Raw genomic sequence first — 21082 nt, 5'->3', positions numbered from 1 at the left:
CTCCGCGCCCCCTTCGTGCTGCCTGGGTCAGGAGCTCTTGCGGTAGAGCTCGGCGACCATGAACGCCAGGTCCAGGGACTGGCCGCGGTTCAGGCGGGGGTCGCAGGCCGTCTCGTAGCGCTGGTGCAGGTCGGCCTCGTCGATCTCGTCGCCGCCGCCGACGCACTCGGTGACGTCGTCGCCGGTGAACTCGATGTGGATGCCGCCCGGGTGGGTGCCGAGCGAGCGGTGCACCGCGAAGAACCCGGCCACCTCGTCCAGCACGTCGGTCACCCGGCGCGTCTTGTGCCCGGACGGCGCCTCGAAGGTGTTGCCGTGCATCGGGTCGCACACCCACGCCACCGGCGAGCCGTTACGGGTCACCTTCTCCACCAGCGGCGGCAGCGCGTCCCTGATCTTGTCCGCGCCCATCCGGGTGATGAACGTCAGCCGGCCGGGCTCGCCGGACGGGTTGAGCTTGTCCATCAGCGCCAGGGCGTCGTCCGCCGACGTCGTCGGGCCGAGCTTCACCCCGATCGGGTTGCGGATGCGGCGCAGGAAGTCCACGTGCGCGCCGTCCAGCTGCCGGGTGCGCTCGCCCAGCCACAGGAAGTGCGCCGACACGTCGTAGGGGGACCCCGTCCGGCTGTCGATGCGGGTCAGCGCCCGCTCGTACTCCAGGATCAGCGCCTCGTGGCTGGAGTAGAACTCCACGCCGTGGAACTCGTCGGGGTTCGCGCCGCACGCCTTCATGAACGTCAGCGCCCGGTCGATCTCGCCCGCGAGCTGCTCGTAGCGGCGCCCCGCGGGGCTCTGCGCCACGAAGTCCTGGTTCCAGGCGTGCACCTGCCGCAGGTCGGCGTAGCCGCCCTTGGTGAACGCCCGGCACAGGTTCAGCGTCACCGAGGACGAGTAGTACGCCTGGAGCAGCCGCCGCGGGTCGTTGCGGCGGGAGACGGCGGTGAAGTCGAGGCCGTTCACCGCGTCCCCGCGGTAGGCGGGCAGCTCCAGCCCGTCGCGGACCTCCACCGGCTTGGACCGGGGCTTGGCGAACTGGCCCGCCATCCGCCCGATCTTCACGACCGGGACGCTGGCGGCGTAGGTGAGCACGACCGCCATCTGGAGCAGGGTCTTCAGCTTGTTGCGGACGTCGTCGGCGGTGGACCCGGCGAAGGTCTCCGCGCAGTCGCCGCCCTGGAGCACGAACGCCCGCCCGTGCGCCACCTCGGCGAGCCTGTCCTTGAGCTGGTCGCACTCGCCCGCGAACACGAGCGGCGGCTGTTTGGCGAGCTCGGCCGTCACGGCCTCGACCTCGGCCCGGTCGTCCCACGTCGGCTGCTGCAGTGCCGGGAGGCCGCGCCAGGCGTCCAGCTCCCCCGTGACGCTAGATGTACTCACGATCGACAAGGCTATGGCACCTCTCGCGTGCGGGCACTAGCAGGACGGCGTACTCGGCATCGTTCCACTGGCCGGTTGGACACCCGCCCGGACCGGACGGGCGCGGAGACGCGGACGCCGCCGCGAGGGGCTCGCGGCGGCGTCCGGCAGGGTCTTCGGGCCTGGGCTGCGGCGTCCGGGCTGCGGGGGACGGCGGCCCGCCGGTCAGGCGGCCCGCACCCGGGAGCGGGGATCGACGGCATGCGGCACCGGACGGTCTCCGGCCGCGGTGAGCGTGCGCGGAGCGGCGTGCTCGTGCTCGCCCGCCATCTGCCGCAGCCGCCGCAGCGACCGGTCGGTGATCTGGCGCACCCGGTTGTGGCTCAGCCCGTAGCGCGCGCCGATCTGCGCGTACGACAGCGGCTGGCCGTTGTCCATGCCGAACCGCGCCCGCAGGATCGCCGACTCGCGCTCCGGCAGCCGTTCCAGCAGGCGGCCGAGGCCCTCCAGATCGTCCAGCGCCATGACCTCCGCCTCCGGCGTCACGGCCTCGGGATCTTCCAACAGGTCACCCATGGCCGTCTCGCCGGCGTCGTCGACGGTCGCGTCCAGGCTGGCCGGGTCGCGGCGCCAGCGCAGCAGCTCGTCCACGTGCTCGGGCTCGGCGCCCACGGCCCCGGCCAGCTCCTCGCGGCTGGGCTCGCGGCCCAGCTCGCGGCTGAGCTGGCGCTCGGCGCGGCGCAGCCGGGACAGCTCCTCCTCCACATGGACGGGGAGCCGGATCGTGCGCGCGGTATGGCTCAGTCCGCGCCCGATGGCCTGCCGGATCCACCAGGTCGCGTACGTCGAGAACTTGAATCCACGTCGGTAGTCGAACTTCTCCACCGCCCGCATCAGCCCGAGGTTGCCCTCCTGGATGAGGTCGATCAGCGGAAGCGAGTCCGTCGGGTACTTGCGGGCTATGGAGACGACAAGGCGCAGGTTGGCCTCGACGAAGCGCTGCTTGGCGCGCAGCCCCGCCTCGACCAGCTCCTCCAGCTCCTCGGGGGAGGCGCCGGAGGGCACGCGGCCCTCTTCGAGCAGCTGCTCGGCGTAGAGCCCGCCCTCGATCGCCTTGGCCAGATCGACCTCCTCCACCGCGTCCAGCAGCGGGGTGCGGCCGATCCGGTCGAGGTACGCCCCGACGAGGTCCTTGTCGGGGGTGTCGACCCTGTCGCCCTTGTTACGGGTTGCAGCCATCCTGACCCTTCTTCGGTGCGATCTCCCTAGGAGGACAACGCTAATTACCGTCCTGTGATTCCCAACTTGGGAATACTTCGGTTGAGTACGCGGCTCTACCTGTCCTGATACCCGTACCGAGGAGAAAACGACATGGCGACGGTCACACTGACCGAGGAGAACTTCGACGAGGTCGCCAAGGGCGACGGCATCGTGCTGGTCGACTTCTGGGCCGCCTGGTGCGGGCCCTGCCGCATGTTCGCCCCGGTCTTCGAGAAGTCGGCCGAGAAGCACGAGGACATCGTCTTCGCCAAGGTCGACACCGAGGCCGAGCCGGGGCTGTCGCAGCGCTTCGGGATCTCCTCGATCCCCACGCTGATGGCCATCCGGGACGGTGTGATCGTCTTCGCCGAGCCGGGCGCCCTGCCGGAGCAGTCGCTGGAAAGCGTCATCCAGCAGGTCGAGGCCCTGGACATGGACGACGTGCGCAGCCGGCTCCAGGCCTGACGCCCCTGCCTGACGCTCCGGCCCGGCGCGCCGGCCTGACGTTTCCGGCAACCCCGGCCCGGGCCTGATCGCGTCGCCTCCACCGGCCGCCCTGAGCGGGGCGGCCGGTCGGTGCGGTCGTGCGTGCCTGGTGGCGCGGTGGCTGAGCGGGATGCACGATGATGGACGGGTGCTCGCCGATGTCGTCCGCTTCCTCACCTGTCCCGTATGCGCCGAACCTCTGGCGCAGGAGGCACGGGAGCTGCGCTGCCCGAACCGGCACGGCTTCGACATCGCGAAGCAGGGTTACGCGAACTTGCTCCCGGGTAACGCCCGTCCCGGCACCGCCGACACGCCCGAAATGGTGAGCGCGCGGGACGTCTTCCTCGCCGCAGGCCACTTCGCGCCCATGGCCGAGGCGCTCGGACACCTCGCTTCGCCATCCCTGGGGGAGGCGCGCCTCGGCTCGGACGGGTGCCTCCTGGACGCGGGGGCCGGCACGGGCTACTACCTGAGCGCCGTCCTGGACCGACCCGAGGCGCAGAAGACCCTCGGCCTCGCGCTCGACATCTCCAAGTACGCCGCCCGGCGCGCCGCTCGTGCGCACCCGCGTATCGGCGCGATCGTCGCCGACCTGTGGCGCCCGCTTCCCGTCGCGGACTCAGCGGCGGTCGCCATCCTCAACGTCTTCGCACCGCGCAACGCCGCCGAGTTCCACCGCGTCCTGCGTCCGGACGGCTCGCTGGTGGTCGTCACGCCGTCCAGCCGCCACCTCGGCTCCCTCGTGGACGTCCTGGGCCTCCTCAAGGTGGACGAGCAGAAGGAAGAACGCACCGACGCGACGCTCGCCGACCATTTCGACCTGGTCAGCAGGGACGAGCTGGAATTCGAGGCCCCCCTCGCGCACGAGGAGATCCTGACGCTCGTGGGCATGGGCCCGAGCGCCCACCACGTCGGAGCCGACACCCTTGCGGCCAGGCTCAGCGAGCTACCCGACCCGCATCCGGTGCCGCTGTCGTTCGTGCTCTCGCACTTCCGCCGCAAGCCCTAGCCCTGCATGCCGGACCCGACGCTTCAAGGAGCACCTGCGGGACGTCCCCGGGGGTCAGCATCGGCCGTACGTCCCGTCCGTCCACGACCTCGTACATGAACGAGACCGACGCCGAACGGACCGACGCCTCCAACAGGATGCGCTGCAGCGCCTGGCCCGCACGCATCCATGATTCAGGCCCGTCGCCACGCGTGCTGAGCACGGCCCTGCGGATGGTCGCGCCCTGGCCGGCCGCGAGCAGGTCCAGTCTCACGCCCTCCAGGCGGGCCGCCTCGGCCAAACCGTTCAGGAACGACGCCGACGGCGCTCTACCAGTACCAGGACGACGCGTGGGTGACGGTCGCATCGTCGCGGCATACACGAGGCGCTCGGCGCGAGACGTGCGATGGCTCCTCGTCAGGCGTACGCGCGCGAGGAGAGTCGGATCCTCGGCATCGGGAAGTAGCCGAACAACCGCGCCGTAGCCGAGCTGCGCGGCCGCCAGCCTGAGATTCGTCAGCGCCGCGCCACTACCGAGATGGAGGCCCCGCCCCCGGGGATCGTCCATGCCGTGGAAACGGGCGGGGTCGGCCTGAACGTCGATCCAGCCGTCCGCGGGCCGGAAGCGCCACGCCTGCACATCGTGGATCGCCGGACCCATGGTCGCGGCGACGACGAGGCGCTCCGCCGACGACCGTCCGCCCGCGGCGAGGGACGGGTACATGCGGCACTCCCTCCAGCCGGCCGGACGAGGTGAGCGGAACCGTACCGCACCCGACCAGCCGTTTCCCAGAGCGGACGCGCAAATCGGCGACCGCCGATTTGACCCTCCCGAACGCTGCTCCTACAGTCGTAGTGCCCCAAGGGGATGCGGGACGCCAAGACCGGCGGACGGCCCCGGGGGGACAGGATCGGAAAATCGGTTCGAGCGCGTCTCGACCTGATGTACGATGGTCCACACAGCCTGAAACGGGATGCAGAACGCCGACACGGCGGCCGGCCCGCCGGGCGAACCTCACAAGGCATCAACGTCAGCCGACTTCGGTCCGGCCGATCTTCGACGCCCGTGAGGCGGTGACAATCACGAGCCGGAAAGTCCGAACGGACCGATTTTGACTCGCGAAAGAAACCGGCTAAGTTTGAAGGGTTGCCCCGGAGCGAGGCCCGCGAGAGCGGGTGGAGCGCGGTGGGTGTCCGTTTCTTGAGAACTCAACAGCGTGTTAAAAGCCAGTGCCTTTATCGATCAGGCAGGTTTGCCTGATCGCCCCGCACTCCGAGCCTCTGGTTCGGGGTGGGGATTTCTTTGAGGCAAGCGATCTTTGGATTGCTTTGCTGGGATCTTCGGATCCTTCATGAGGTTTGGCGGTGCGGGTTCGCCCCCGTGTCCGTCGTTGGACCTTGATGGAGAGTTTGATCCTGGCTCAGGACGAACGCTGGCGGCGTGCTTAACACATGCAAGTCGAGCGGAAAGGCCCCTTCGGGGGTACTCGAGCGGCGAACGGGTGAGTAACACGTGAGCAACCTGCCCCTGACTCTGGGATAAGCCTGGGAAACTGGGTCTAATACCGGATGCGACCGCCCACCGCATGGTGTGGTGGTGGAAAGTTTTTCGGTTGGGGATGGGCTCGCGGCCTATCAGCTTGTTGGTGGGGTGATGGCCTACCAAGGCGACGACGGGTAACCGGCCTGAGAGGGCGACCGGTCACACTGGGACTGAGACACGGCCCAGACTCCTACGGGAGGCAGCAGTGGGGAATATTGCGCAATGGGCGGAAGCCTGACGCAGCGACGCCGCGTGGGGGATGACGGCCTTCGGGTTGTAAACCCCTTTCAGCACCGACGAAGCTAACGTGACGGTAGGTGCAGAAGAAGCGCCGGCTAACTACGTGCCAGCAGCCGCGGTAATACGTAGGGCGCAAGCGTTGTCCGGAATTATTGGGCGTAAAGAGCTCGTAGGCGGCTTGTCGCGTCGGGTGTGAAAGCCCACGGCTTAACCGTGGGTCTGCATTCGATACGGGCAGGCTAGAGGCAGGTAGGGGAGCATGGAATTCCCGGTGTAGCGGTGAAATGCGCAGATATCGGGAGGAACACCGGTGGCGAAGGCGGTGCTCTGGGCCTGTACTGACGCTGAGGAGCGAAAGCGTGGGGAGCGAACAGGATTAGATACCCTGGTAGTCCACGCCGTAAACGTTGGGCGCTAGGTGTGGGGTTCTTCCACGGATTCCGCGCCGTAGCTAACGCATTAAGCGCCCCGCCTGGGGAGTACGGCCGCAAGGCTAAAACTCAAAGGAATTGACGGGGGCCCGCACAAGCGGCGGAGCATGTTGCTTAATTCGACGCAACGCGAAGAACCTTACCAAGGCTTGACATCGCCCATGCCCCCCTGGAGACAGGGGTTCCTTTAGTGGGTGGGTGACAGGTGGTGCATGGCTGTCGTCAGCTCGTGTCGTGAGATGTTGGGTTAAGTCCCGCAACGAGCGCAACCCTCGTTCCATGTTGCCAGCACGCTCCTTCGGGGGTGGTGGGGACTCATGGGAGACCGCCGGGGTCAACTCGGAGGAAGGTGGGGATGACGTCAAGTCATCATGCCCCTTATGTCTTGGGCTGCAAACATGCTACAATGGCCGGTACAGAGGGCAGCGATACCGTGAGGTGGAGCGAATCCCGTAAAGCCGGTCTCAGTTCGGATTGGGGTCTGCAACTCGACCCCATGAAGTCGGAGTCGCTAGTAATCGCAGATCAGCAACGCTGCGGTGAATACGTTCCCGGGCCTTGTACACACCGCCCGTCACGTCACGAAAGTCGGCAACACCCGAAGCCCGTGGCCCAACCCGCAAGGGGGGGAGCGGTCGAAGGTGGGGCCGGCGATTGGGACGAAGTCGTAACAAGGTAGCCGTACCGGAAGGTGCGGCTGGATCACCTCCTTTCTAAGGAGCACATATCAGCCACGACGCCCGCTTCGGCAGGGTCGTGGTTGGTGGCCATCATCAGCGGCGAATGTTCGCTGGGTGGCTGCTCATAGATGTGGAGCACTGGCTACTCAGTCCGCTGGTCATGCGGTCTCGCTAGTACCGCCCCGCAAGGGGAGGGGAACGGGAGTCCCGGGTGGCCGGCAGGCTGGACACGCTGTTGGGTCCTGAAGGAACGGGCACGTTGAGTGTCCGGATCTTCTGGACTGCGGGACCAGACGTCGGCCGGGTGAGTAGTCACCTGGCCGTGCTGGTAGGCCCGGTTGTTTTTTGAGAACTACACAGTGGACGCGAGCATCTCTGAACGAGACTCCTTTGTGAGTTTTGTTCTCTGTTGCGATTTGTTTGATCGTTTTGTGTGTTCAAGTTTTTAAGGGCATACGGTGGATGCCTTGGCATCAGGAGCCGATGAAGGACGTGGGAGCCTGCGATATGCCTCGGGGAGTCGGCAACCAGACTTTGATCCGGGGATTTCCGAATGGGGGAACCTGGCACTCGTCATGGGGTGTCGCCGCCGGTTGAATGTATAGGCCGGTTGGTGGGAACGCGGGGAAGTGAAACATCTCAGTACCCGCAGGAAGAGAAAACAATAGTGATTCCGTGAGTAGTGGTGAGCGAAAGCGGAGGAGCCTAAACCGTGCGCGTGTGATACCTGGCAGGGGTTGCGTGTGCGGGGTTGTGGGACCACCCTGTTGAGACTGCCATCTCGACGAGGAGTTACAAACTGCTGGGATAGTTGAACGGCTTGGGATGGCCGACCGTAGACGGTGAGAGTCCGGTAGACGAAATTCCAGTGGCTTCTGGGTGTGTTCCCGAGTAGCACGAGGCCCGTGAAATCTCGTGTGAATCTGCCACGACCACGTGGTAAGGCTGAATACTTCCTGATGACCGATAGCGGACCAGTACCGTGAGGGAAAGGTGAAAAGTGCCCCGGTGAGGGGTCGTGAAATAGTACCTGAAACCGTGTGCCTACAAGCCGTCAGAGCGTCCTACAGGGAGACTTGTCTTCTTGTTTCGTGATGGCGTGCCTTTTGAAGAATGAGCCTGCGAGTTATGGTGTGTGGCGAGGTTAACCAGTGGTGGGTAGCCGTAGCGAAAGCGAGTCTGAAGAGGGCGTTTGAGTCGCATGCTGTAGACCCGAAGCGGGGTGATCTAGCCATGGGCAGGGTGAAGCGCCGGTAAGACGGTGTGGAGGCCCGAACCCACCAGGGTTGAAAACCTGGGGGATGACCTGTGGTTAGGGGTGAAAGGCCAATCAAACTCCGTGATAGCTGGTTCTCCCCGAAATGCATTTAGGTGCAGCGTTGCGTGTTTCTTGCCGGAGGTAGAGCTACTGGATGGCCGATGGGCCCGACAAGGTTACTGACGTCAGCCAAACTCCGAATGCCGGTAAGTGAGAGCGTGGCAGTGAGACTGCGGGGGATAAGCTTCGTAGTCGAGAGGGAAACAGCCCAGATCATCGGCTAAGGCCCCTAAGCGTGTGCTAAGTGGTAAAGGATGTGGAGTTGCCGTGACAACCAGGAGGTTGGCTTAGAAGCAGCCATCCTTGAAAGAGTGCGTAATAGCTCACTGGTCAAGTGATTCCGCGCCGACAATGTAGCGGGGCTCAAGCACACCGCCGAAGCCGTGGCATTCAAGCGTCTGCTTGGATGGGTAGGGGAGCGTCCTGCATCCTAAGAAGCCGTCGAGTGATCGTGCGGTGGAGGGTGTGGGAGTGAGAATGCAGGCATGAGTAGCGAATCACACGTGAGAAACGTGTGCGCCGGATGACCAAGGGTTCCTGGGGCAGGCTAATCCGCCCAGGGTAAGTCGGGACCTAAGGCGAGGCCGACAGGCGTAGTCGATGGACAACGGGTTGATATTCCCGTACCCGCTGGTACGCGCCAACGCCGAGCCCGTTGATGCTAACCACCCGAACCACCTTACGAGCCTTCGGGCTTGTTCGTGTGGGGAGCGTGGGGCCCGAGACGGTAGTAGGTGAGCGATGGGGTGACGCAGGAGGGTAGCTCAGCCCGGGCGATGGTTGTCCCGGGGTAAGCCTGTAGCCCGGACCGTAGGCAAATCCGCGGTCCATTGAGGGTGAGAGGTGATGCCGAGCCGTTTTTGGTGAAGTGAGTGATCCCATGCTGCCGAGAAAAGCCTCTAGTGAGTGTGCCGGCGGCCCGTACCCTAAACCGACTCAGGTGGTCAGGTAGAGAATACCAAGGCGATCGGGTGAACTGTGGTTAAGGAACTCGGCAAATTGCCCCCGTAACTTTGGGAGAAGGGGGACCATGCCCGGTGACCGGTCTTGCACCGTGAGCTGGGGGTGGTCGCAGAGGCCAGGGGGAAGCGACTGTTTACTAAAAACACAGGTCCGTGCGAAGTCGTAAGACGCTGTATACGGACTGACGCCTGCCCGGTGCCGGAACGTTAAGAGGACCGGTTAGAGCCTTTCGGGGTTCGAGGCTGAGAATCTAAGCGCCGGTAAACGGCGGTGGTAACTATAACCATCCTAAGGTAGCGAAATTCCTTGTCGGGTAAGTTCCGACCTGCACGAATGGCGTAACGACTTCCCCGCTGTCTCAACCACAGGCCCGGCGAAATTGCAGTACGAGTAAAGATGCTCGTTTCGCGCAGCAGGACGGAAAGACCCCGGGACCTTCACTATAGCTTGGCATTGGCGTTTGATGTGTCTTGTGTAGGATAGGTGGGAGACTGTGAAGCGGGCACGCCAGTGTTCGTGGAGTCGTTGGTGAAATACCACTCTGGTCGCCTTAGACGTCTAACCCGCACCCGTGGATCCGGGTGGGGGACAGTGCCTGGTGGGTAGTTTAACTGGGGCGGTTGCCTCCCAAAGAGTAACGGAGGCGCCCAAAGGTTCCCTCAGCCTGGTTGGTCATCAGGTGGTGAGTGCAAGGGCACAAGGGAGCTTGACTGTGAGACCGACAGGTCGAGCAGGTGCGAAAGCAGGGCCTAGTGATCCGGCACCGGCGTGTGGAAGCGGTGTCGCTCAACGGCTAAAAGGTACCCCGGGGATAACAGGCTGATCTTCCCCAAGAGTCCATATCGACGGGATGGTTTGGCACCTCGATGTCGGCTCGTCGCATCCTGGGGCTGGAGTAGGTCCCAAGGGTTGGGCTGTTCGCCCATTAAAGCGGCACGCGAGCTGGGTTTAGAACGTCGCGAGACAGTTCGGTCCCTATCCGCTGTGCGCGTAGGAGAATTGATGAGGGTCTGTCCCTAGTACGAGAGGACCGGGACGGACGAACCTCTGGTGTGCCAGTTGTCCCGCCAGGGGCATGGCTGGTTGGCTACGTTCGGTCGGGATAACCGCTGAAAGCATCTAAGCGGGAAGCCTTCCTCGAGATGAGTTCTCCCACACCTTCGGGTGTGTAAGGCCCCCAAGAGACGATTGGGTTGATAGGCCGGGGATGGAAGCGCGGTAACGTGTGGAGTCGACCGGTACTAATAGGCCGAGTGGCTTGAACACACTGAACGTTCAAACCAATCGCATCTGCTGTGAGATGATTCGCGTCCCTGTGTGGTTCCCAGAAAGCAAACGGGTACCGTACAACAGAATATGCCGAGCCTGGCTCGGACGAGACTTGCCGCACCCTCTTGGGGTGTGTGCGTTGATCGTTCGGTGGTTATGGCGAGGGGGAAACACCCGGTCCCATCCCGAACCCGGTAGTTAAGCCCCTCAGCGCCGATGGTACTGCATGGGAGACTGTGTGGGAGAGTAGGACGCCGCCGGACATTTCTTAGAAAGGCCCCGCCATTTTCATGGCGGGGCCTTTCGCATTTCACGGGCAAGGCATGCTGGTCGGCCTTGTTCGGTGGCATGCTGATCGGCGTGTCCAACTCCTATGCGCAGCCTGTTCTGAGAACAGCGGACCTCTCCGAAGGACTAGCCGTCGTGGAGCGGCTACTGGAGATCGCCGACCTGAGTGGTCTTGAGGTCGACTTCGACGTGCGGGTCACGTCGGTCGAGTCGCTTGCGGCGCTGTCGGCCGTCCTCCCGGAGGCCGAGTGGCACGCGGGATCTCGACCTTATGGAGCCTGCGAATGATCACACGGTGTTCGTCCACGTCAAGCAGGTCGAGGCCGAGCGAGCTCCGTGGCTGGCGGACAAGGTCGGGCTGCAGGTGATCGGCGAGCTGGTGGAGGCGCCGTACTGAGAGCGGCCGCGGGGGTTTCTGCTCAGGGGGTGAGGGCGTTGAAGACGGTCTCGGCGCGGGTTCGGGTGGTGATCATTGACCAGGCCTCGGCCGCGATGTCGTCAGGGCTCAGGGTCTTTGCGGTCAGGTCGCCGTAGCGGTCGGGGTGGGCGGCGACGAAGCGGTGGATGTCGCCGCGCTCGACGAGGCCGCCGATGGTGAGCGTCCCGGCGTACACGCCGTCCTCCGTCAGGGCCGCGTTGAGCGTGAGGGCGTAGTTCCGGAGTGCGGCGAACGAGAGGGCGTATGCGCCCAGGGCTGGAAGTGGCAGTACGGAGCTCAGGCCGCCGGCGAACAGCAGGGCGCCGGACTTGCGGGCCCGCATGCCGGGGAGGACGGCCTGGACGGCTTCCAGGGCCGGGTGGACGAAGGTCATCGCCTCCTCGACGTCCTTGCCGGAGATGTCGGTGATCGGCTTGGGGCGTGCATCGGTGTCGCTGACCGAGCCTGGGCCGTAGTAGAGGACGTTCACCGGTCCCAGCTGGGCGCTGATCGTGGACAGCGTCGCTGCGAGGCGTGCGGTGTCGCGGACGTCCACTGTGAATGAGACGGCCTTGATCCCCGCGCCGGCCAGCTCGTCGATGTACCCGGTGTGGCGCTCAGGGGTGCGGGAGACGAGGGCGAGCGTGTGGCCCCCGCGGCCGAGCCTGTGTGCCATCGACATTCCGAGCCCTGGTCCGACTCCGAGGACGACGGCCGTTCCGTCAACGTGACCTGGCATCCGTGATCCCTTCCAGGCGGCTAACTTGAGGTGAGTCTCAAGTTAGAGAGGACGGTAGCACGAAGTTGAGGGCGGTCTCAGGTTTGTAGGGTGGCCGTCATGACTACGGAATCCCGGCCGCTGCGGGCGGACGCCCGGCGGAATCGCGACAGGCTGGTGGCGGCCGCGGCGGAGGTGTTCGCCGAGCGGGGGCTGGGGGCTCCGCTGGAGGATGTGGCGCGGCGGGCGGGGGTCAGCATCGGGACGCTGTACAACCGGTTCCCGACGCGGGACGACCTGGTCGATGCGGTCTTCCGGGAGCGTCTCGGCGCGCTGGACCGTGTCGCGGCGGAGGCGCTGGCCGATCCGGACCCGTGGAACGGCTTCGTGCTGTTCGTGGAGGGTCTGTTCGAGCTTCAGGCCGCGGATCTGGGGTTGAACGAGGCGCTGGCCTCGATGTTCCCGGCCGCCGCGGGCATGGAGGAGGCGTGCGGGCGGGGGATGCGGGACCTCGGGCTGGTGATCGGGCGGGCGCGGGACGCCGGGGTGCTGCGGGCGGACTTCGAGGCGACCGATGTGGCGCTGCTCGTGCTGGGGATGTCGCGCGTGATCGGGGACAGCCTGGAGGTCGCGCCGGGCGCGTGGCGGCGGTGCCTGGGGTTCGTCCTGGACGGGCTGCGTCCGGAGGCGGCGCGGCCGGGCGGGGTGCCCGCGTTGACCGCCGAGGAGCTCGCGCAGGTCGCGGAGCGGGGGCGCCGGCGCCGGGGGTGAGGGTCAGGGCTTGCGGGCCATGCCCGTGTAGTGCATCTGCTGGGCCAGGGACAGGTCCGCGGGCGGGGGCTCGTCCGGGTGCCAGAGGGGGTTCGGGACGACACCGGGCGGCAGGAGGTCGTAGCCGTCGAAGAAGGCGGTGATCTCGGCGGCGGTGCGGAACCGGCCGGTGCCGAGGAGGTCCAGGAAGCGGCGCTGCAGCTCCTGCGACAGCGGGCCGAAGTCGCAGAAGTGCGAGACGAACAGGTGGCTGCCCGGCGGGACGGCGGACATGTAGGCGTCCACGATGCCCTTGGGGTCCTCGTCGTCGTGCAGGTGGTGCAGGATCGCGACGAACAGCACGCCGACCGGCTCGGAGAAGTCGATCAGGCGGGCGACCTCGGGGTGCCCGAGGACCGCGGCCGGCTCGCGCAGGTCGGCGGTGATCACCGCGGTGTGGTCGTTGTCGGCGAGCAGGGCGCGGCCGTGGGCGAGGACGATCGGGTCCTTGTCGACGTAGACCACGCGGGACTCGGGGACGATCCGCTGGGCGACCTGGTGGGTGTTGTCCGCCGAGGGCAGGCCCGCGCCGAGGTCGAGGAACTGCCGGATGCCGCGCTCGGCCATCAGCCGGACGCCGCGGCCGAGCGTGGCGCGGTTCACCCGGGCCATGCTCATGATCTCCGGGAGGCCCTCCTGGAGGCGGCGGGCGACGGCGCGGTCGACCTCGAAGTTGTCCTTGCCGCCGAGGGCGACGTCGTAGACGCGAGCGACGCTCGGCCTGCTCGTGTCGATGCCCTGGGGCACCCACTCCGCTGACATCGGCCGAACCTCGTTTCCCCGCCACGGACCGTCCGGGAGATCGTATACGCGGAGCCGCCGGGGAGGGTGAGTTTCCGTCGGCAACCCCCACATCTCGCCCGGTGTTCACGGAGTGGACGCGTCCGCCCGTTAGACGTAGGGAGGTGACATCTGTCCTACGGGTCGCCGCCGCGGCGGTGCTCGCAACGGGGTTGGCGGGATGCGCGGCCGACGCGGCGACGGACGGCTCCGTCGCGGCGAAGCGGACGCTGGTCGTCGGGGTGAAGGCGGACCAGCCGGGGCTCGGTCTCGCCGATGCCGGCAGGCGCGTGTTCAGCGGGTTCGAGGTGGAGCTGGGCGGGGAGATCGCCAGGCGGGTCGGGGCGACGCGCGTCCGGTACGCGGAGGTGACCTCCGACGACCGCGAGGCGCTGCTGAACGCGCACAAGGTCGACCTGGTGCTCGCGTCGTACTCGATCACCGCGGAGCGCTCGACGAAGGTGACCTTCGCGGGGCCGTACTACGTGGCGCACCAGGACATCATGGTCAGGTCGGGCGAGCGGCGGATCCGGGGCGTCCGGGACCTGGCCGGGCGGCGGATGTGCGAGGCGAGCGGGTCGGTCTCGACGTCCCGCGTGGTCCGGGGGCTCGGGATCGACGCGACGCTCGTCCGGGAGCGGTCGTACTCGGCGTGCGTGAAGGGGCTGCTGGACGGCTCGCTGGACGCCGTCTCGACAGGTGACCTCGTGCTCGCCGGGTTCGCGGCGCAGAACGGCGGCTCGGTGCGGATCCTGAACCGCCCCTTCACCGAGGAGCCCTACGGGGTCGGCCTGCGCAAGGGCGACGTGGACGGCTGCGAGGCGGTCAACAAGGCGATCACGCGGCTGTACCAGGACGGCACCGCGCCGCGCCTGCTGCGCAAGTGGTTCGGGGCGTCCGGCCTGACGAACCTGGCCGGCACGGTGCCGGAGTTCCAGGGCTGCTCCTGAGAGCCGTCAGGGCTGCGGGTCGGTGCGGAGGATGGCGTAGCGGACCCCGTCGCGCCACGCGCCGTCGCGGAAGGCGACCTGGCGCATGACCCCCTCGCGGGTCAGGCCGAGCTTCTCCAGCGCGCGCTGTTCGGCGACGTTGTCCACCTCGGTGTCGGCCTCCAGCCGGTGCACCTGGCTGTAGGCGAACAGGTAGCGGATCAGCAGCCGCTGGGCCTCGGTGCCGACGCCCTTGCCCCGGTGGCCCGGGTGCAGGCCGATGCCGAAGCTGAAGTGGTGTGTGATCCGGGTCGCGATGACCTTGGACCAGGCGACGAAGCCGAGGCGCTCGTCGCCGCTCACCACCAGCAGGACGCTGCGCTCGTCGTCCAGCAGCCCGGTCTCCTGCCAGAGGCGGCTCCAGCGGCGGCCGTCGGCGAAGCCGTGCCAGCCGAACTCGCCCGCGACCAGCGGATCGGAGAAGAAGGGCTCCAGGAAGGGAAGGTCGTCCTCGCGGACGGGCCGGAGGCGGAGGGACGTGAGATCCATAACGGGACGGTAACCGACCTTCGGTGCGTTCGGGTTGGACGTCCCGGAGGTCGGTCATAGGCTGCTCGGGTGAGCGAGAAGGTATGGGAGATCGAGCCGTCCGGGCCGCTGCGCGGCGACGTCACCGTGCGCGGGGCCAAGAACGCGGTCAGTAAGCACATGGTCGCGGCGATGCTGGGGGAGGGGCCCAGCACCATCACCAACGCGCCCGACGTCGGCGAGGTCGGCATCACCGGCGCGATGCTGGAGGGCCTCGGGATGCGCGTCGAGCGCGCCGACGGGGAGATCACGATCGTGCCCGGGCCGGTCGCGGAGCCGAACGTGCCCAAGGCGTTCACCGGGCTGAACCGGATCCCGATCCTGATGCTCGGCCCGCTGCTGCACCTGGCCGGGGAGGCGTTCGTCCCGCTGGTCGGCGGCGACCCGATCGGCCGCCGGCCGGTGGACTTCCACGTGGACGCGCTGCGCGCGTTCGGCGCCGAGGTGGAGATCGCCGAGGACGGCATCCACGCCCGCGCGAGCCGCCTGGTCGGCACCCGGATCACGCTGCCCTACCCGAGCGTCGGCGCGACCGAGACGGTGCTGCTGGCGGCCGTCCGGGCCGAGGGCAAGACGGTGATCCGCAACGCCGCGACCGAGCCGGAGATCATCGAGCTGGCGCTGTACCTGCAGCGGATGGGCGCGCGGATCTCGTTCGCGCCGGACCGGCGGATCGTGGTGGAGGGCGTGCCGCGGCTGAGCGGCGCCCGCACCCGGCTGGCGGGCGACCGGATCGAGGCGTTCTCCTACCTGGTCGCGGGCCTGGTCACCGGCGGCGAGGTGCGGGTGCACGGCTGCCCGCAGGACCGCCTGGTCACCGCGATCACCACGCTGGACCGGATGGGCGCGCGGTTCGAGATCACCGACGAGTGGATCACCGCGTCCGCGCCGCAGGGGCTGCGGCCCGCCGCGGTGCAGACCGACACCCACCCCGGGTTCGCGACCGACTGGCAGACGCCGCTGATGGTGCTGTTCACCCAGGCGGACGGCATGTCGGTGCTGCACGAGACCGTGTACGAGAACCGGCTGGCCTACGTCCCGGCGCTGCAGAGCATGGGCGCGGAGATCGAGGTCTACGACACCTGCCTCGGCGGCCCGGCCTGCCGGTACCACGACACGGCGGCGCTGCACTCGGCGGTCGTGCGGGGCGTGACCAAGCTGCGCGGCGGCGACGTGACGATGCCCGACATCCGCGCCGGGTTCTCCGCCGTCCTCGCGGCGGCCGTCGCGGAGGGGCCGTCCACGCTGCGCGGCGTCCACCACATCGAGCGCGGCTACCACCACCCGGTCGAGCAGTTCCGCGCCCTGGGCCTCAACCTGCGCGCCCGCGAGGCCTGACGCCGCGCCCGGCCGGCAGGACGGCGGCCGTGTGCGGTCATGGACGGGGTGATCCCTCTCCGGGGCGGTGAGGACGGGCGTTACGGGGAAGGGTCTCCGGCACCGGACTCCACTGGAGAGGGGCGCCGCCATGACCGGCGAAGAGAACGTGGTGATCGTGGGGGCCGGGCCCACCGGGCTGCTGCTCGCCGGGGACCTGGCCGCCGCCGGAGTGGACTGCACGCTGCTGGAGCGGCGCGCGGACGTCCCGAACCTGACGCGCGCGTTCGCCGTCCACGCCCGGACGCTGGAGACGCTGCACCAGCGCGGCGTCGCCGACGAGCTGCTGGCCACCGGCCGCCGGGTCGGGCGGCTGCGGCTGCCCGGCGGCGCCCGGCTCGACCTGTCCGGGCTGCCGACAAGGTTCCCGTTCGTGCTGGTCACGCCGCAGTACGAGACCGAGAAGGTGCTTGAAGAGCGGGCCCTGGCGGCGGGCGCCGAGATCATCCGCGGCGCTGAGGTCGTCGCGCTGTGGCAGGACGGCTTGTCCGTCGAGGTGCGGTACCGGCTGGACGGGCGGGAGCAGAGCATCCGCGGCGCGTACGTGGTCGGCGCGGACGGCGTGCACAGCACCGTCCGCGAGCAGATCGGGATGCTGTTCCCCGGGGAGTCGGCGGTCCGGTCGGTGATGCTCGCGGACGTGCGGCTGGCCGACCCGCCGGACGAGGTGCTGACCGTGGGCGCCTCGGGCGACGCGTTCGGGTTCATCGCGCCTTTCGGGGACGGCTGGTACCGGGTGATCGGCTGGAACCGGGCGCGCCAGCTCCCCGACTCGGCGCCGGTGGACGTCGAGGAGCTGCGCGGGGTGCTCCGCCGCGTCTTCGGCACCGACCACGGGATGGGCGAGCCGCGCTGGACGTCGCGGTTCCACAGCGACGAGCGGCAGGCGCCGCGCTACCGGATGGGCCGGGTGTTCCTCGCCGGGGACGCCGCGCACGTGCACTCCCCGGTCGGCGGCCAGGGCATGAACACCGGGCTGCAGGACGCGGCGAACCTCGGCTGGAAGCTCGCCGCGCAGTTGCGGGGGCACGCGCCGTCCTGGCTGCTGGACAGCTACAACGAGGAGCGGCACCCGGTCGGCCGCCTGGTCCTGCGGGTCAGCGGCACGCTGCTGCGCGGGGTGCTCGTGGAGCGGCGCGCGGTCCGGCTCGGGCGGTCCGTCCTGCTGAGGGCGGTGACCCGGACGCCCCCGGCCGCGCGGCGCATGGCGGGCTTCCTGTCCGGGATCGACATCGCCTACCCCGCGCCGCGCGGTGCGCACCGGCTGATCGGCAAGCGCGCCCCCGACGTCCGGCTGGGCGGCGGCGGACGACTGCACGAGGCGCTCCGGGACGGCCGGTTCGTGCTGGTCGTCGCCGCGAACGACCCGGCGGTCACCTACCTGGCCACCCGGAACTGGGCCGACCGCGTCCGGTGCGTCCCGGCGGGCGGGGCGACGCGCACGACCGCGCTGGTCCGGCCGGACGGCTACGTCGCCTGGGCTACGGACGAGACCGCCCCGGAAAGGCGCGCGCCCGAAATCCGCGAGGCGCTGGAGAAGTGGTGCGGCCCGCCCGCCGAGCACGGGCACGCCCACGGGCCGGCGGACCGCCACGGCGCGCGCGCTCACCTGCACGGGAACGACCAGGGCCGGAACCCCTGAGCGACCCCTGAGCGGGCCTGGAGCGGCCGGGGCGGGAGCGGCCGCTCAGCTGAAAGCGGACGGCCCGGAATCACGGGGAGTCCCCGGACGTGCGAGGCTTGGAACCGCCCTACGAGAGGTGGAGGTCCACATGGCCGACTCGACGGAGTCCGAAGCCGGCGACGACGAGGTCAAGCGCAGGTTCCGGGAGGCCCTGGAGCGCAAGCGCGCCGCGTCCGCGAGCCGGGGTAAGAACGGCGGCGGTGCGGGGTCCAAGGTCAGGGGCGTCCACGAACGCGCCGACCACCAGCGCCAGTTCCGCCGCAAGAGCGGCTGACGACCGGGGCGGCGGCCCCCGCGGACCACGCGGGGGCCGGCGACCACCGGAGCCCGGCGAGGGCCCCCGCTAGCACTTGTAGAGCTGCTCGGCGTAGGACGCCCCGTAGTAGGCCTCCAGCTCCTCCACCGACTCGGGCGTCGCCATGACGTCCTTGGTGATCCGGGCGTGCGACGGCAGCACGCCGGGGTTCCAGGTCCCGGGCGTCCACAGCTCCGAGCGCAGGAACGCCTTCGCGCAGTGGAAGAAGATCGTCTCGATCGCGAGCTCCAGCACCAGGATCGGCCGGTGCCCCTTGACGACCAGGTCGTCGAAGTAGGGCGCGTCGCGCAGCAGCCGCGCCCTGCCGTTGATCCGCAGCGTCTCGTTCCGGCCGGGGATGAGGAACAGCAGGCCCGCGTGCGGGTTGGACAGCACGTTGAAGTAGCCGTCGGCGCGCCGGTTCCCGGGCCGCTCGGCGATCGCGATCGTGGTGTCGTCCAGCACGTGCGCCAGCTGCCCGGCGGGGTCGCCCTTGGGGGAGACGTCGCAGTTGCCCTCGGCGTCGCTGGTCGCGATCAGGCAGAACGGCGAGGCGGCGAGCCAGGCCCGGTCGTGGGGGTGCAGGCGCGGGCGCTCCTTGTCGCGGGCGCGCGGCTTCACCTCCCCGAGCAGTTCGCGCAGCTCGTCCGGGGAGGTGAGCTCGACGCGCGCGGCGGTGTCGGTCTGCTCGGCCATGGGGTGGTCCTTCCTGGAGCCCGGAGGGACCTCCAGCCTAATGAGACGCCCAAGACGTCCCATTCGTCGGGGTGGGGCGGCCAGGGGGCGGTGAGGCACATCGGCCTTCTCCGAGGTTGCGGAGGCGCGCCGAAATCGCGTCAGGTCGATGAATTCCCCGCGTCCCGGCGGTCACATCGGGCGAAGGGGGTGCGCATGGCGGCGAGCGGTGGGCACGGCCGGTTCACGGACACGGCGCGCAGGCAGGGCGCGGACGCCGCGGCGCTGCTGGCGCGCGGCGCGACGTACGCCCTTGCCGTCCTGGACGAGGCCGACTCCGGCATGCTCGGCCGTCCGACACCCTGTGCGGAGTGGGACCTGAGAGCCCTTCTGTGGCATCTGGAGGAGTCGGTGGCGGCGCTCACCGAGGCGCTGATCGGCGGGGTCGTCGCCCCGCCGGGGATGCGGGAGGCGGCGCACGGCACCCCGCTGGAGCGGGCGGACCCGCTCGACGCGGTCCGGGACGGGATCGCGCGGCTGGTGCAGGTGCGCGGGGACGTCGCGGTGGTCGCGATCGGGGACCGCGTGCTGGCGCGGGCCGACCTGGCCGTGGCGGCCGCGATGGAACTGGCCGTGCACGGCTGGGACGTCGGACGGGCGACGGGCGCGCGGCAGCCAATCCCGGCCGGGCTCGCTCTGCGGCTGCTGCGGTACGCGCCGCGCCTCGTCCCGCTGGACGCGCGCGGATCGCTGTTCGCGCCGCCCGTCCCGGTGCCGGACGCCACCGATCCGGGCGACCTGCTCGTCGCCTACCTGGGCCGCGACCCCCGCGCCTGACCGCCCGCGCCCGAACGCCCGCCCGGCGCCTGCTCGGGCGCCTGCCTCGGTGGTCAGGACGCGGCGTACTGGCGGACGCCGTTCGTCTCGTGCGCGACCAGGACGCCCTGGTCGGTGAGGACGTCCAGGTGCGCGTCGATCTCCAGGACGGCCAGCATCCGGCTGAACACGTCCAAGTCGTCCAGCTTCCGCTGCCGCCGCGTCCAGGGCATCGCGGCGGCGACCTCGTAGGCGGTCGCGCAGCCCGCCCGGACGTGCCCGGCGGCGGTGTCGAGGCGCTGCTCGTGGTGGTGCAGCAGCTCGTCCACGCGGGTGTGGACGCTGGCGGTGACCGGGCCGTGCGCGGGCAGCAGGAGCGTGTCCGGCATGTCCCGGACGAGGCGGAGCGAGGCCAGGTAGCTGCGCAGCGGCTTGGGCTCCGGCTCGGTCTCCAGGCCCAGGGACGGGCTGATGTGGGGGAGCACGTGGTCGCCCGCGAACAGCAGCCCGGCGGCGGCGTCGCGGAGCACGATGTGGCCGCGGGTGTGCCCGGGGGTGGCGAAGACGTCGAGCGAGCGGCGGGTCAGCGCGACCTTCTCGCCGTCGTCGAGCCACGCGTCCGGCAGGGTGTGCGGGAGGTCGCGCTCCTCGGTGTTGACGCCGAGCCGCGCGATCTCGTCGGCGATGGCGTCCGCGCCGCAGCGGCGCAGCAGGTCCGCCTGCCGCGGGTGCAGGCCGCGCCGGACGTCGAACGCCTCGATCGAGGTGCGCTCGCCGCGGCCGATCCGGACCCGGCCGCCGAACTCGGCGCGCAGCGCGAGGGCCTGGGAGTAGTGGTCCCAGTGCGCGTGCGTGACCAGGAACTGGGACACGTCCTCGATGCGGTGGCCGAGGGTGCGGAGCGCGCCGGTCAGGGCCGCCCGGCTGTCCGGCATGGCCCAGCCGGAGTCGACCACGACCAGGCCGTCCGGCTCCTCGATCACGTACACGTTGACCGCGTGCAGGGACGCGACGGGCAGCGGCAGGGGGATCCGGTGCACGCCCGCCGCGACCGGATGGGCGCCCGGCTCGGTCCAGTCCGCGGGCTGCTCCGTCAGCGGTTCCGCCACCTGCTCCCCCTCGGGTCCCGAATCTCGTTCGGTCCCGAACCTACTGCATGGTGGCGCCCGG

General features: G+C 68.9%; 17 protein-coding genes and 3 rRNA genes. 12 read left to right on the top strand and 8 right to left on the bottom strand.

Annotated features, from left to right (window positions below):
* Positions 1–27 precede the first annotated feature (27 nt).
* Together FHU30_RS31100 and FHU30_RS31095 are read right to left on the bottom strand one after the other, a co-directional pair.
* A complete protein-coding gene (locus FHU30_RS31100; protein ID WP_253880525.1) occupies positions 28–1377 on the bottom strand; it encodes a class II 3-deoxy-7-phosphoheptulonate synthase in 1350 nt (449 codons plus the stop codon).
* Between the two features lie 204 nt (positions 1378–1581).
* Positions 1582–2595, bottom strand: a complete 1014-nt coding sequence (locus tag FHU30_RS31095) for a sigma-70 family RNA polymerase sigma factor (protein ID WP_253880524.1) — start codon at positions 2593–2595, stop codon at positions 1582–1584.
* Positions 2596–2727: 132 nt separating this feature from the next.
* Here FHU30_RS31095 and trxA point away from each other — a divergent pair, with 132 nt between their 5' ends.
* Together trxA and FHU30_RS31085 are read left to right on the top strand one after the other, a co-directional pair.
* Positions 2728–3081 carry a thioredoxin gene (gene trxA / locus FHU30_RS31090; protein WP_253880523.1) on the top strand — a complete coding sequence of 118 codons (354 nt, stop codon included), beginning with the start codon at positions 2728–2730 and terminating at the stop codon, positions 3079–3081.
* Between the two features lie 151 nt (positions 3082–3232).
* Positions 3233–4111, top strand: coding sequence for a putative RNA methyltransferase (locus FHU30_RS31085; protein ID WP_253880522.1), 879 nt, complete (start codon positions 3233–3235; stop codon positions 4109–4111).
* Here FHU30_RS31085 and FHU30_RS31080 read toward each other — a convergent pair.
* Positions 4041–4814 carry a nitroreductase family protein gene (locus FHU30_RS31080; RefSeq protein ID WP_253880521.1) on the bottom strand — a complete coding sequence of 258 codons (774 nt, stop codon included), beginning with the start codon at positions 4812–4814 and terminating at the stop codon, positions 4041–4043. The two genes, FHU30_RS31085 and FHU30_RS31080, sit on opposite strands and share 71 nt — an antisense overlap.
* Before the next feature lie 674 nt (positions 4815–5488).
* Between FHU30_RS31080 and FHU30_RS31075 the strand changes: the two genes are divergently transcribed.
* The 4 genes from FHU30_RS31075 to FHU30_RS31060 all read left to right on the top strand — a co-directional run bounded on the left by FHU30_RS31075 (position 5489) and on the right by FHU30_RS31060 (position 11110).
* Positions 5489–7017: ribosomal RNA gene (locus FHU30_RS31075) — 16S ribosomal RNA — on the top strand.
* Between the two features lie 402 nt (positions 7018–7419).
* Positions 7420–10531 (top strand): 23S ribosomal RNA (locus FHU30_RS31070).
* Positions 10532–10680: 149 nt separating this feature from the next.
* Positions 10681–10797 (top strand): 5S ribosomal RNA (gene rrf, locus FHU30_RS31065).
* Together the 16S, 23S and 5S rRNA genes form the textbook arrangement of a ribosomal RNA operon.
* Before the next feature lie 73 nt (positions 10798–10870).
* Positions 10871–11110, top strand: coding sequence for a hypothetical protein (locus FHU30_RS31060; RefSeq protein ID WP_253880520.1), 240 nt, complete (start codon positions 10871–10873; stop codon positions 11108–11110).
* 131 nt (positions 11111–11241) lie between these two features.
* Here FHU30_RS31060 and FHU30_RS31055 read toward each other — a convergent pair whose 3' ends face one another.
* Positions 11242–11979 (bottom strand): SDR family NAD(P)-dependent oxidoreductase, encoded by a 738-nt coding sequence (locus FHU30_RS31055; protein WP_301323894.1) that lies wholly within the window; start codon positions 11977–11979, stop codon positions 11242–11244.
* A gap of 99 nt (positions 11980–12078) precedes the next feature.
* Between FHU30_RS31055 and FHU30_RS31050 the strand changes: the two genes are divergently transcribed.
* Positions 12079–12729: a TetR/AcrR family transcriptional regulator gene (locus tag FHU30_RS31050; RefSeq protein WP_253880518.1), complete on the top strand. Its 651-nt coding sequence runs from the start codon at positions 12079–12081 to the stop codon at positions 12727–12729.
* A gap of 3 nt (positions 12730–12732) precedes the next feature.
* On the opposite strand, the gene FHU30_RS31045 is transcribed toward FHU30_RS31050, so the two are convergent.
* Positions 12733–13530 (bottom strand): SAM-dependent methyltransferase, encoded by a 798-nt coding sequence (locus tag FHU30_RS31045; protein WP_253880517.1) that lies wholly within the window; start codon positions 13528–13530, stop codon positions 12733–12735.
* Between the two features lie 143 nt (positions 13531–13673).
* Between FHU30_RS31045 and FHU30_RS31040 the strand changes: the two genes are divergently transcribed.
* The gene (locus FHU30_RS31040) at positions 13674–14498 is read left to right on the top strand and encodes a glutamate ABC transporter substrate-binding protein (protein WP_253880516.1); all 825 of its coding nucleotides are present in this window, start codon (positions 13674–13676) and stop codon (positions 14496–14498) included.
* A gap of 6 nt (positions 14499–14504) precedes the next feature.
* Here the strand turns inward: FHU30_RS31040 and FHU30_RS31035 are convergent, their stop codons facing one another.
* Positions 14505–15026: a GNAT family N-acetyltransferase gene (locus FHU30_RS31035; protein ID WP_253880515.1), complete on the bottom strand. Its 522-nt coding sequence runs from the start codon at positions 15024–15026 to the stop codon at positions 14505–14507.
* Positions 15027–15095: 69 nt separating this feature from the next.
* On the opposite strand from FHU30_RS31035, the gene murA reads away from it, so the two are divergent.
* From murA to FHU30_RS31020, 3 genes are all read left to right on the top strand, one after another.
* The gene (murA, locus tag FHU30_RS31030; RefSeq protein ID WP_253880514.1) at positions 15096–16403 is read left to right on the top strand and encodes a UDP-N-acetylglucosamine 1-carboxyvinyltransferase; all 1308 of its coding nucleotides are present in this window, start codon (positions 15096–15098) and stop codon (positions 16401–16403) included.
* Positions 16404–16533: 130 nt separating this feature from the next.
* Entirely contained in the window at positions 16534–18084 is a 1551-nt protein-coding gene (locus FHU30_RS31025) for an FAD-dependent monooxygenase (protein WP_253880513.1), read from the top strand.
* A gap of 130 nt (positions 18085–18214) precedes the next feature.
* Entirely contained in the window at positions 18215–18400 is a 186-nt protein-coding gene (locus FHU30_RS31020) for a DUF5302 domain-containing protein (protein ID WP_253880512.1), read from the top strand.
* A gap of 69 nt (positions 18401–18469) precedes the next feature.
* Here the strand turns inward: FHU30_RS31020 and FHU30_RS31015 are convergent, their stop codons facing one another.
* Positions 18470–19117: a pyridoxamine 5'-phosphate oxidase family protein gene (locus FHU30_RS31015; protein ID WP_253880511.1), complete on the bottom strand. Its 648-nt coding sequence runs from the start codon at positions 19115–19117 to the stop codon at positions 18470–18472.
* 195 nt (positions 19118–19312) lie between these two features.
* Between FHU30_RS31015 and FHU30_RS31010 the strand changes: the two genes are divergently transcribed.
* Positions 19313–19933: a TIGR03086 family metal-binding protein gene (locus FHU30_RS31010; protein WP_253880510.1), complete on the top strand. Its 621-nt coding sequence runs from the start codon at positions 19313–19315 to the stop codon at positions 19931–19933.
* A gap of 53 nt (positions 19934–19986) precedes the next feature.
* Here FHU30_RS31010 and FHU30_RS31005 read toward each other — a convergent pair whose 3' ends face one another.
* Positions 19987–21021 (bottom strand): MBL fold metallo-hydrolase, encoded by a 1035-nt coding sequence (locus tag FHU30_RS31005; RefSeq protein ID WP_253880509.1) that lies wholly within the window; start codon positions 21019–21021, stop codon positions 19987–19989.
* Between the last annotated feature and the right edge of the window lie 61 nt (positions 21022–21082).

The organism is Actinomadura rupiterrae (assembly GCF_024172125.1).
Classification (GTDB): domain Bacteria; phylum Actinomycetota; class Actinomycetes; order Streptosporangiales; family Streptosporangiaceae; genus Spirillospora; species Spirillospora rupiterrae.
The sequence above is the reverse complement of the archived record's forward strand: the minus strand, read 5'-3'. Positions and strand labels throughout refer to the sequence as shown.

Bases quoted from the DNA above. Each gene is read 5' to 3' on its own strand.
- FHU30_RS31095 (WP_253880524.1), bottom strand. From the start codon at position 2,595: ATGGCTGCAACCCGTAACAAGGGCGACAGGGTCGACACCCCCGACAAG.
- trxA (WP_253880523.1), top strand. From the start codon at position 2,728: ATGGCGACGGTCACACTGACCGAGGAGAACTTCGACGAGGTCGCCAAG.
- FHU30_RS31085 (WP_253880522.1), top strand. From the start codon at position 3,233: ATGCACGATGATGGACGGGTGCTCGCCGATGTCGTCCGCTTCCTCACC.
- FHU30_RS31080 (WP_253880521.1), bottom strand. From the start codon at position 4,814: ATGTACCCGTCCCTCGCCGCGGGCGGACGGTCGTCGGCGGAGCGCCTC.
- FHU30_RS31055 (WP_301323894.1), bottom strand. From the start codon at position 11,979: ATGCCAGGTCACGTTGACGGAACGGCCGTCGTCCTCGGAGTCGGACCA.
- FHU30_RS31050 (WP_253880518.1), top strand. From the start codon at position 12,079: ATGACTACGGAATCCCGGCCGCTGCGGGCGGACGCCCGGCGGAATCGC.
- FHU30_RS31045 (WP_253880517.1), bottom strand. From the start codon at position 13,530: ATGTCAGCGGAGTGGGTGCCCCAGGGCATCGACACGAGCAGGCCGAGC.
- FHU30_RS31035 (WP_253880515.1), bottom strand. From the start codon at position 15,026: ATGGATCTCACGTCCCTCCGCCTCCGGCCCGTCCGCGAGGACGACCTT.
- FHU30_RS31025 (WP_253880513.1), top strand. From the start codon at position 16,534: ATGACCGGCGAAGAGAACGTGGTGATCGTGGGGGCCGGGCCCACCGGG.
- FHU30_RS31020 (WP_253880512.1), top strand. From the start codon at position 18,215: ATGGCCGACTCGACGGAGTCCGAAGCCGGCGACGACGAGGTCAAGCGC.
- FHU30_RS31015 (WP_253880511.1), bottom strand. From the start codon at position 19,117: ATGGCCGAGCAGACCGACACCGCCGCGCGCGTCGAGCTCACCTCCCCG.
- FHU30_RS31010 (WP_253880510.1), top strand. From the start codon at position 19,313: ATGGCGGCGAGCGGTGGGCACGGCCGGTTCACGGACACGGCGCGCAGG.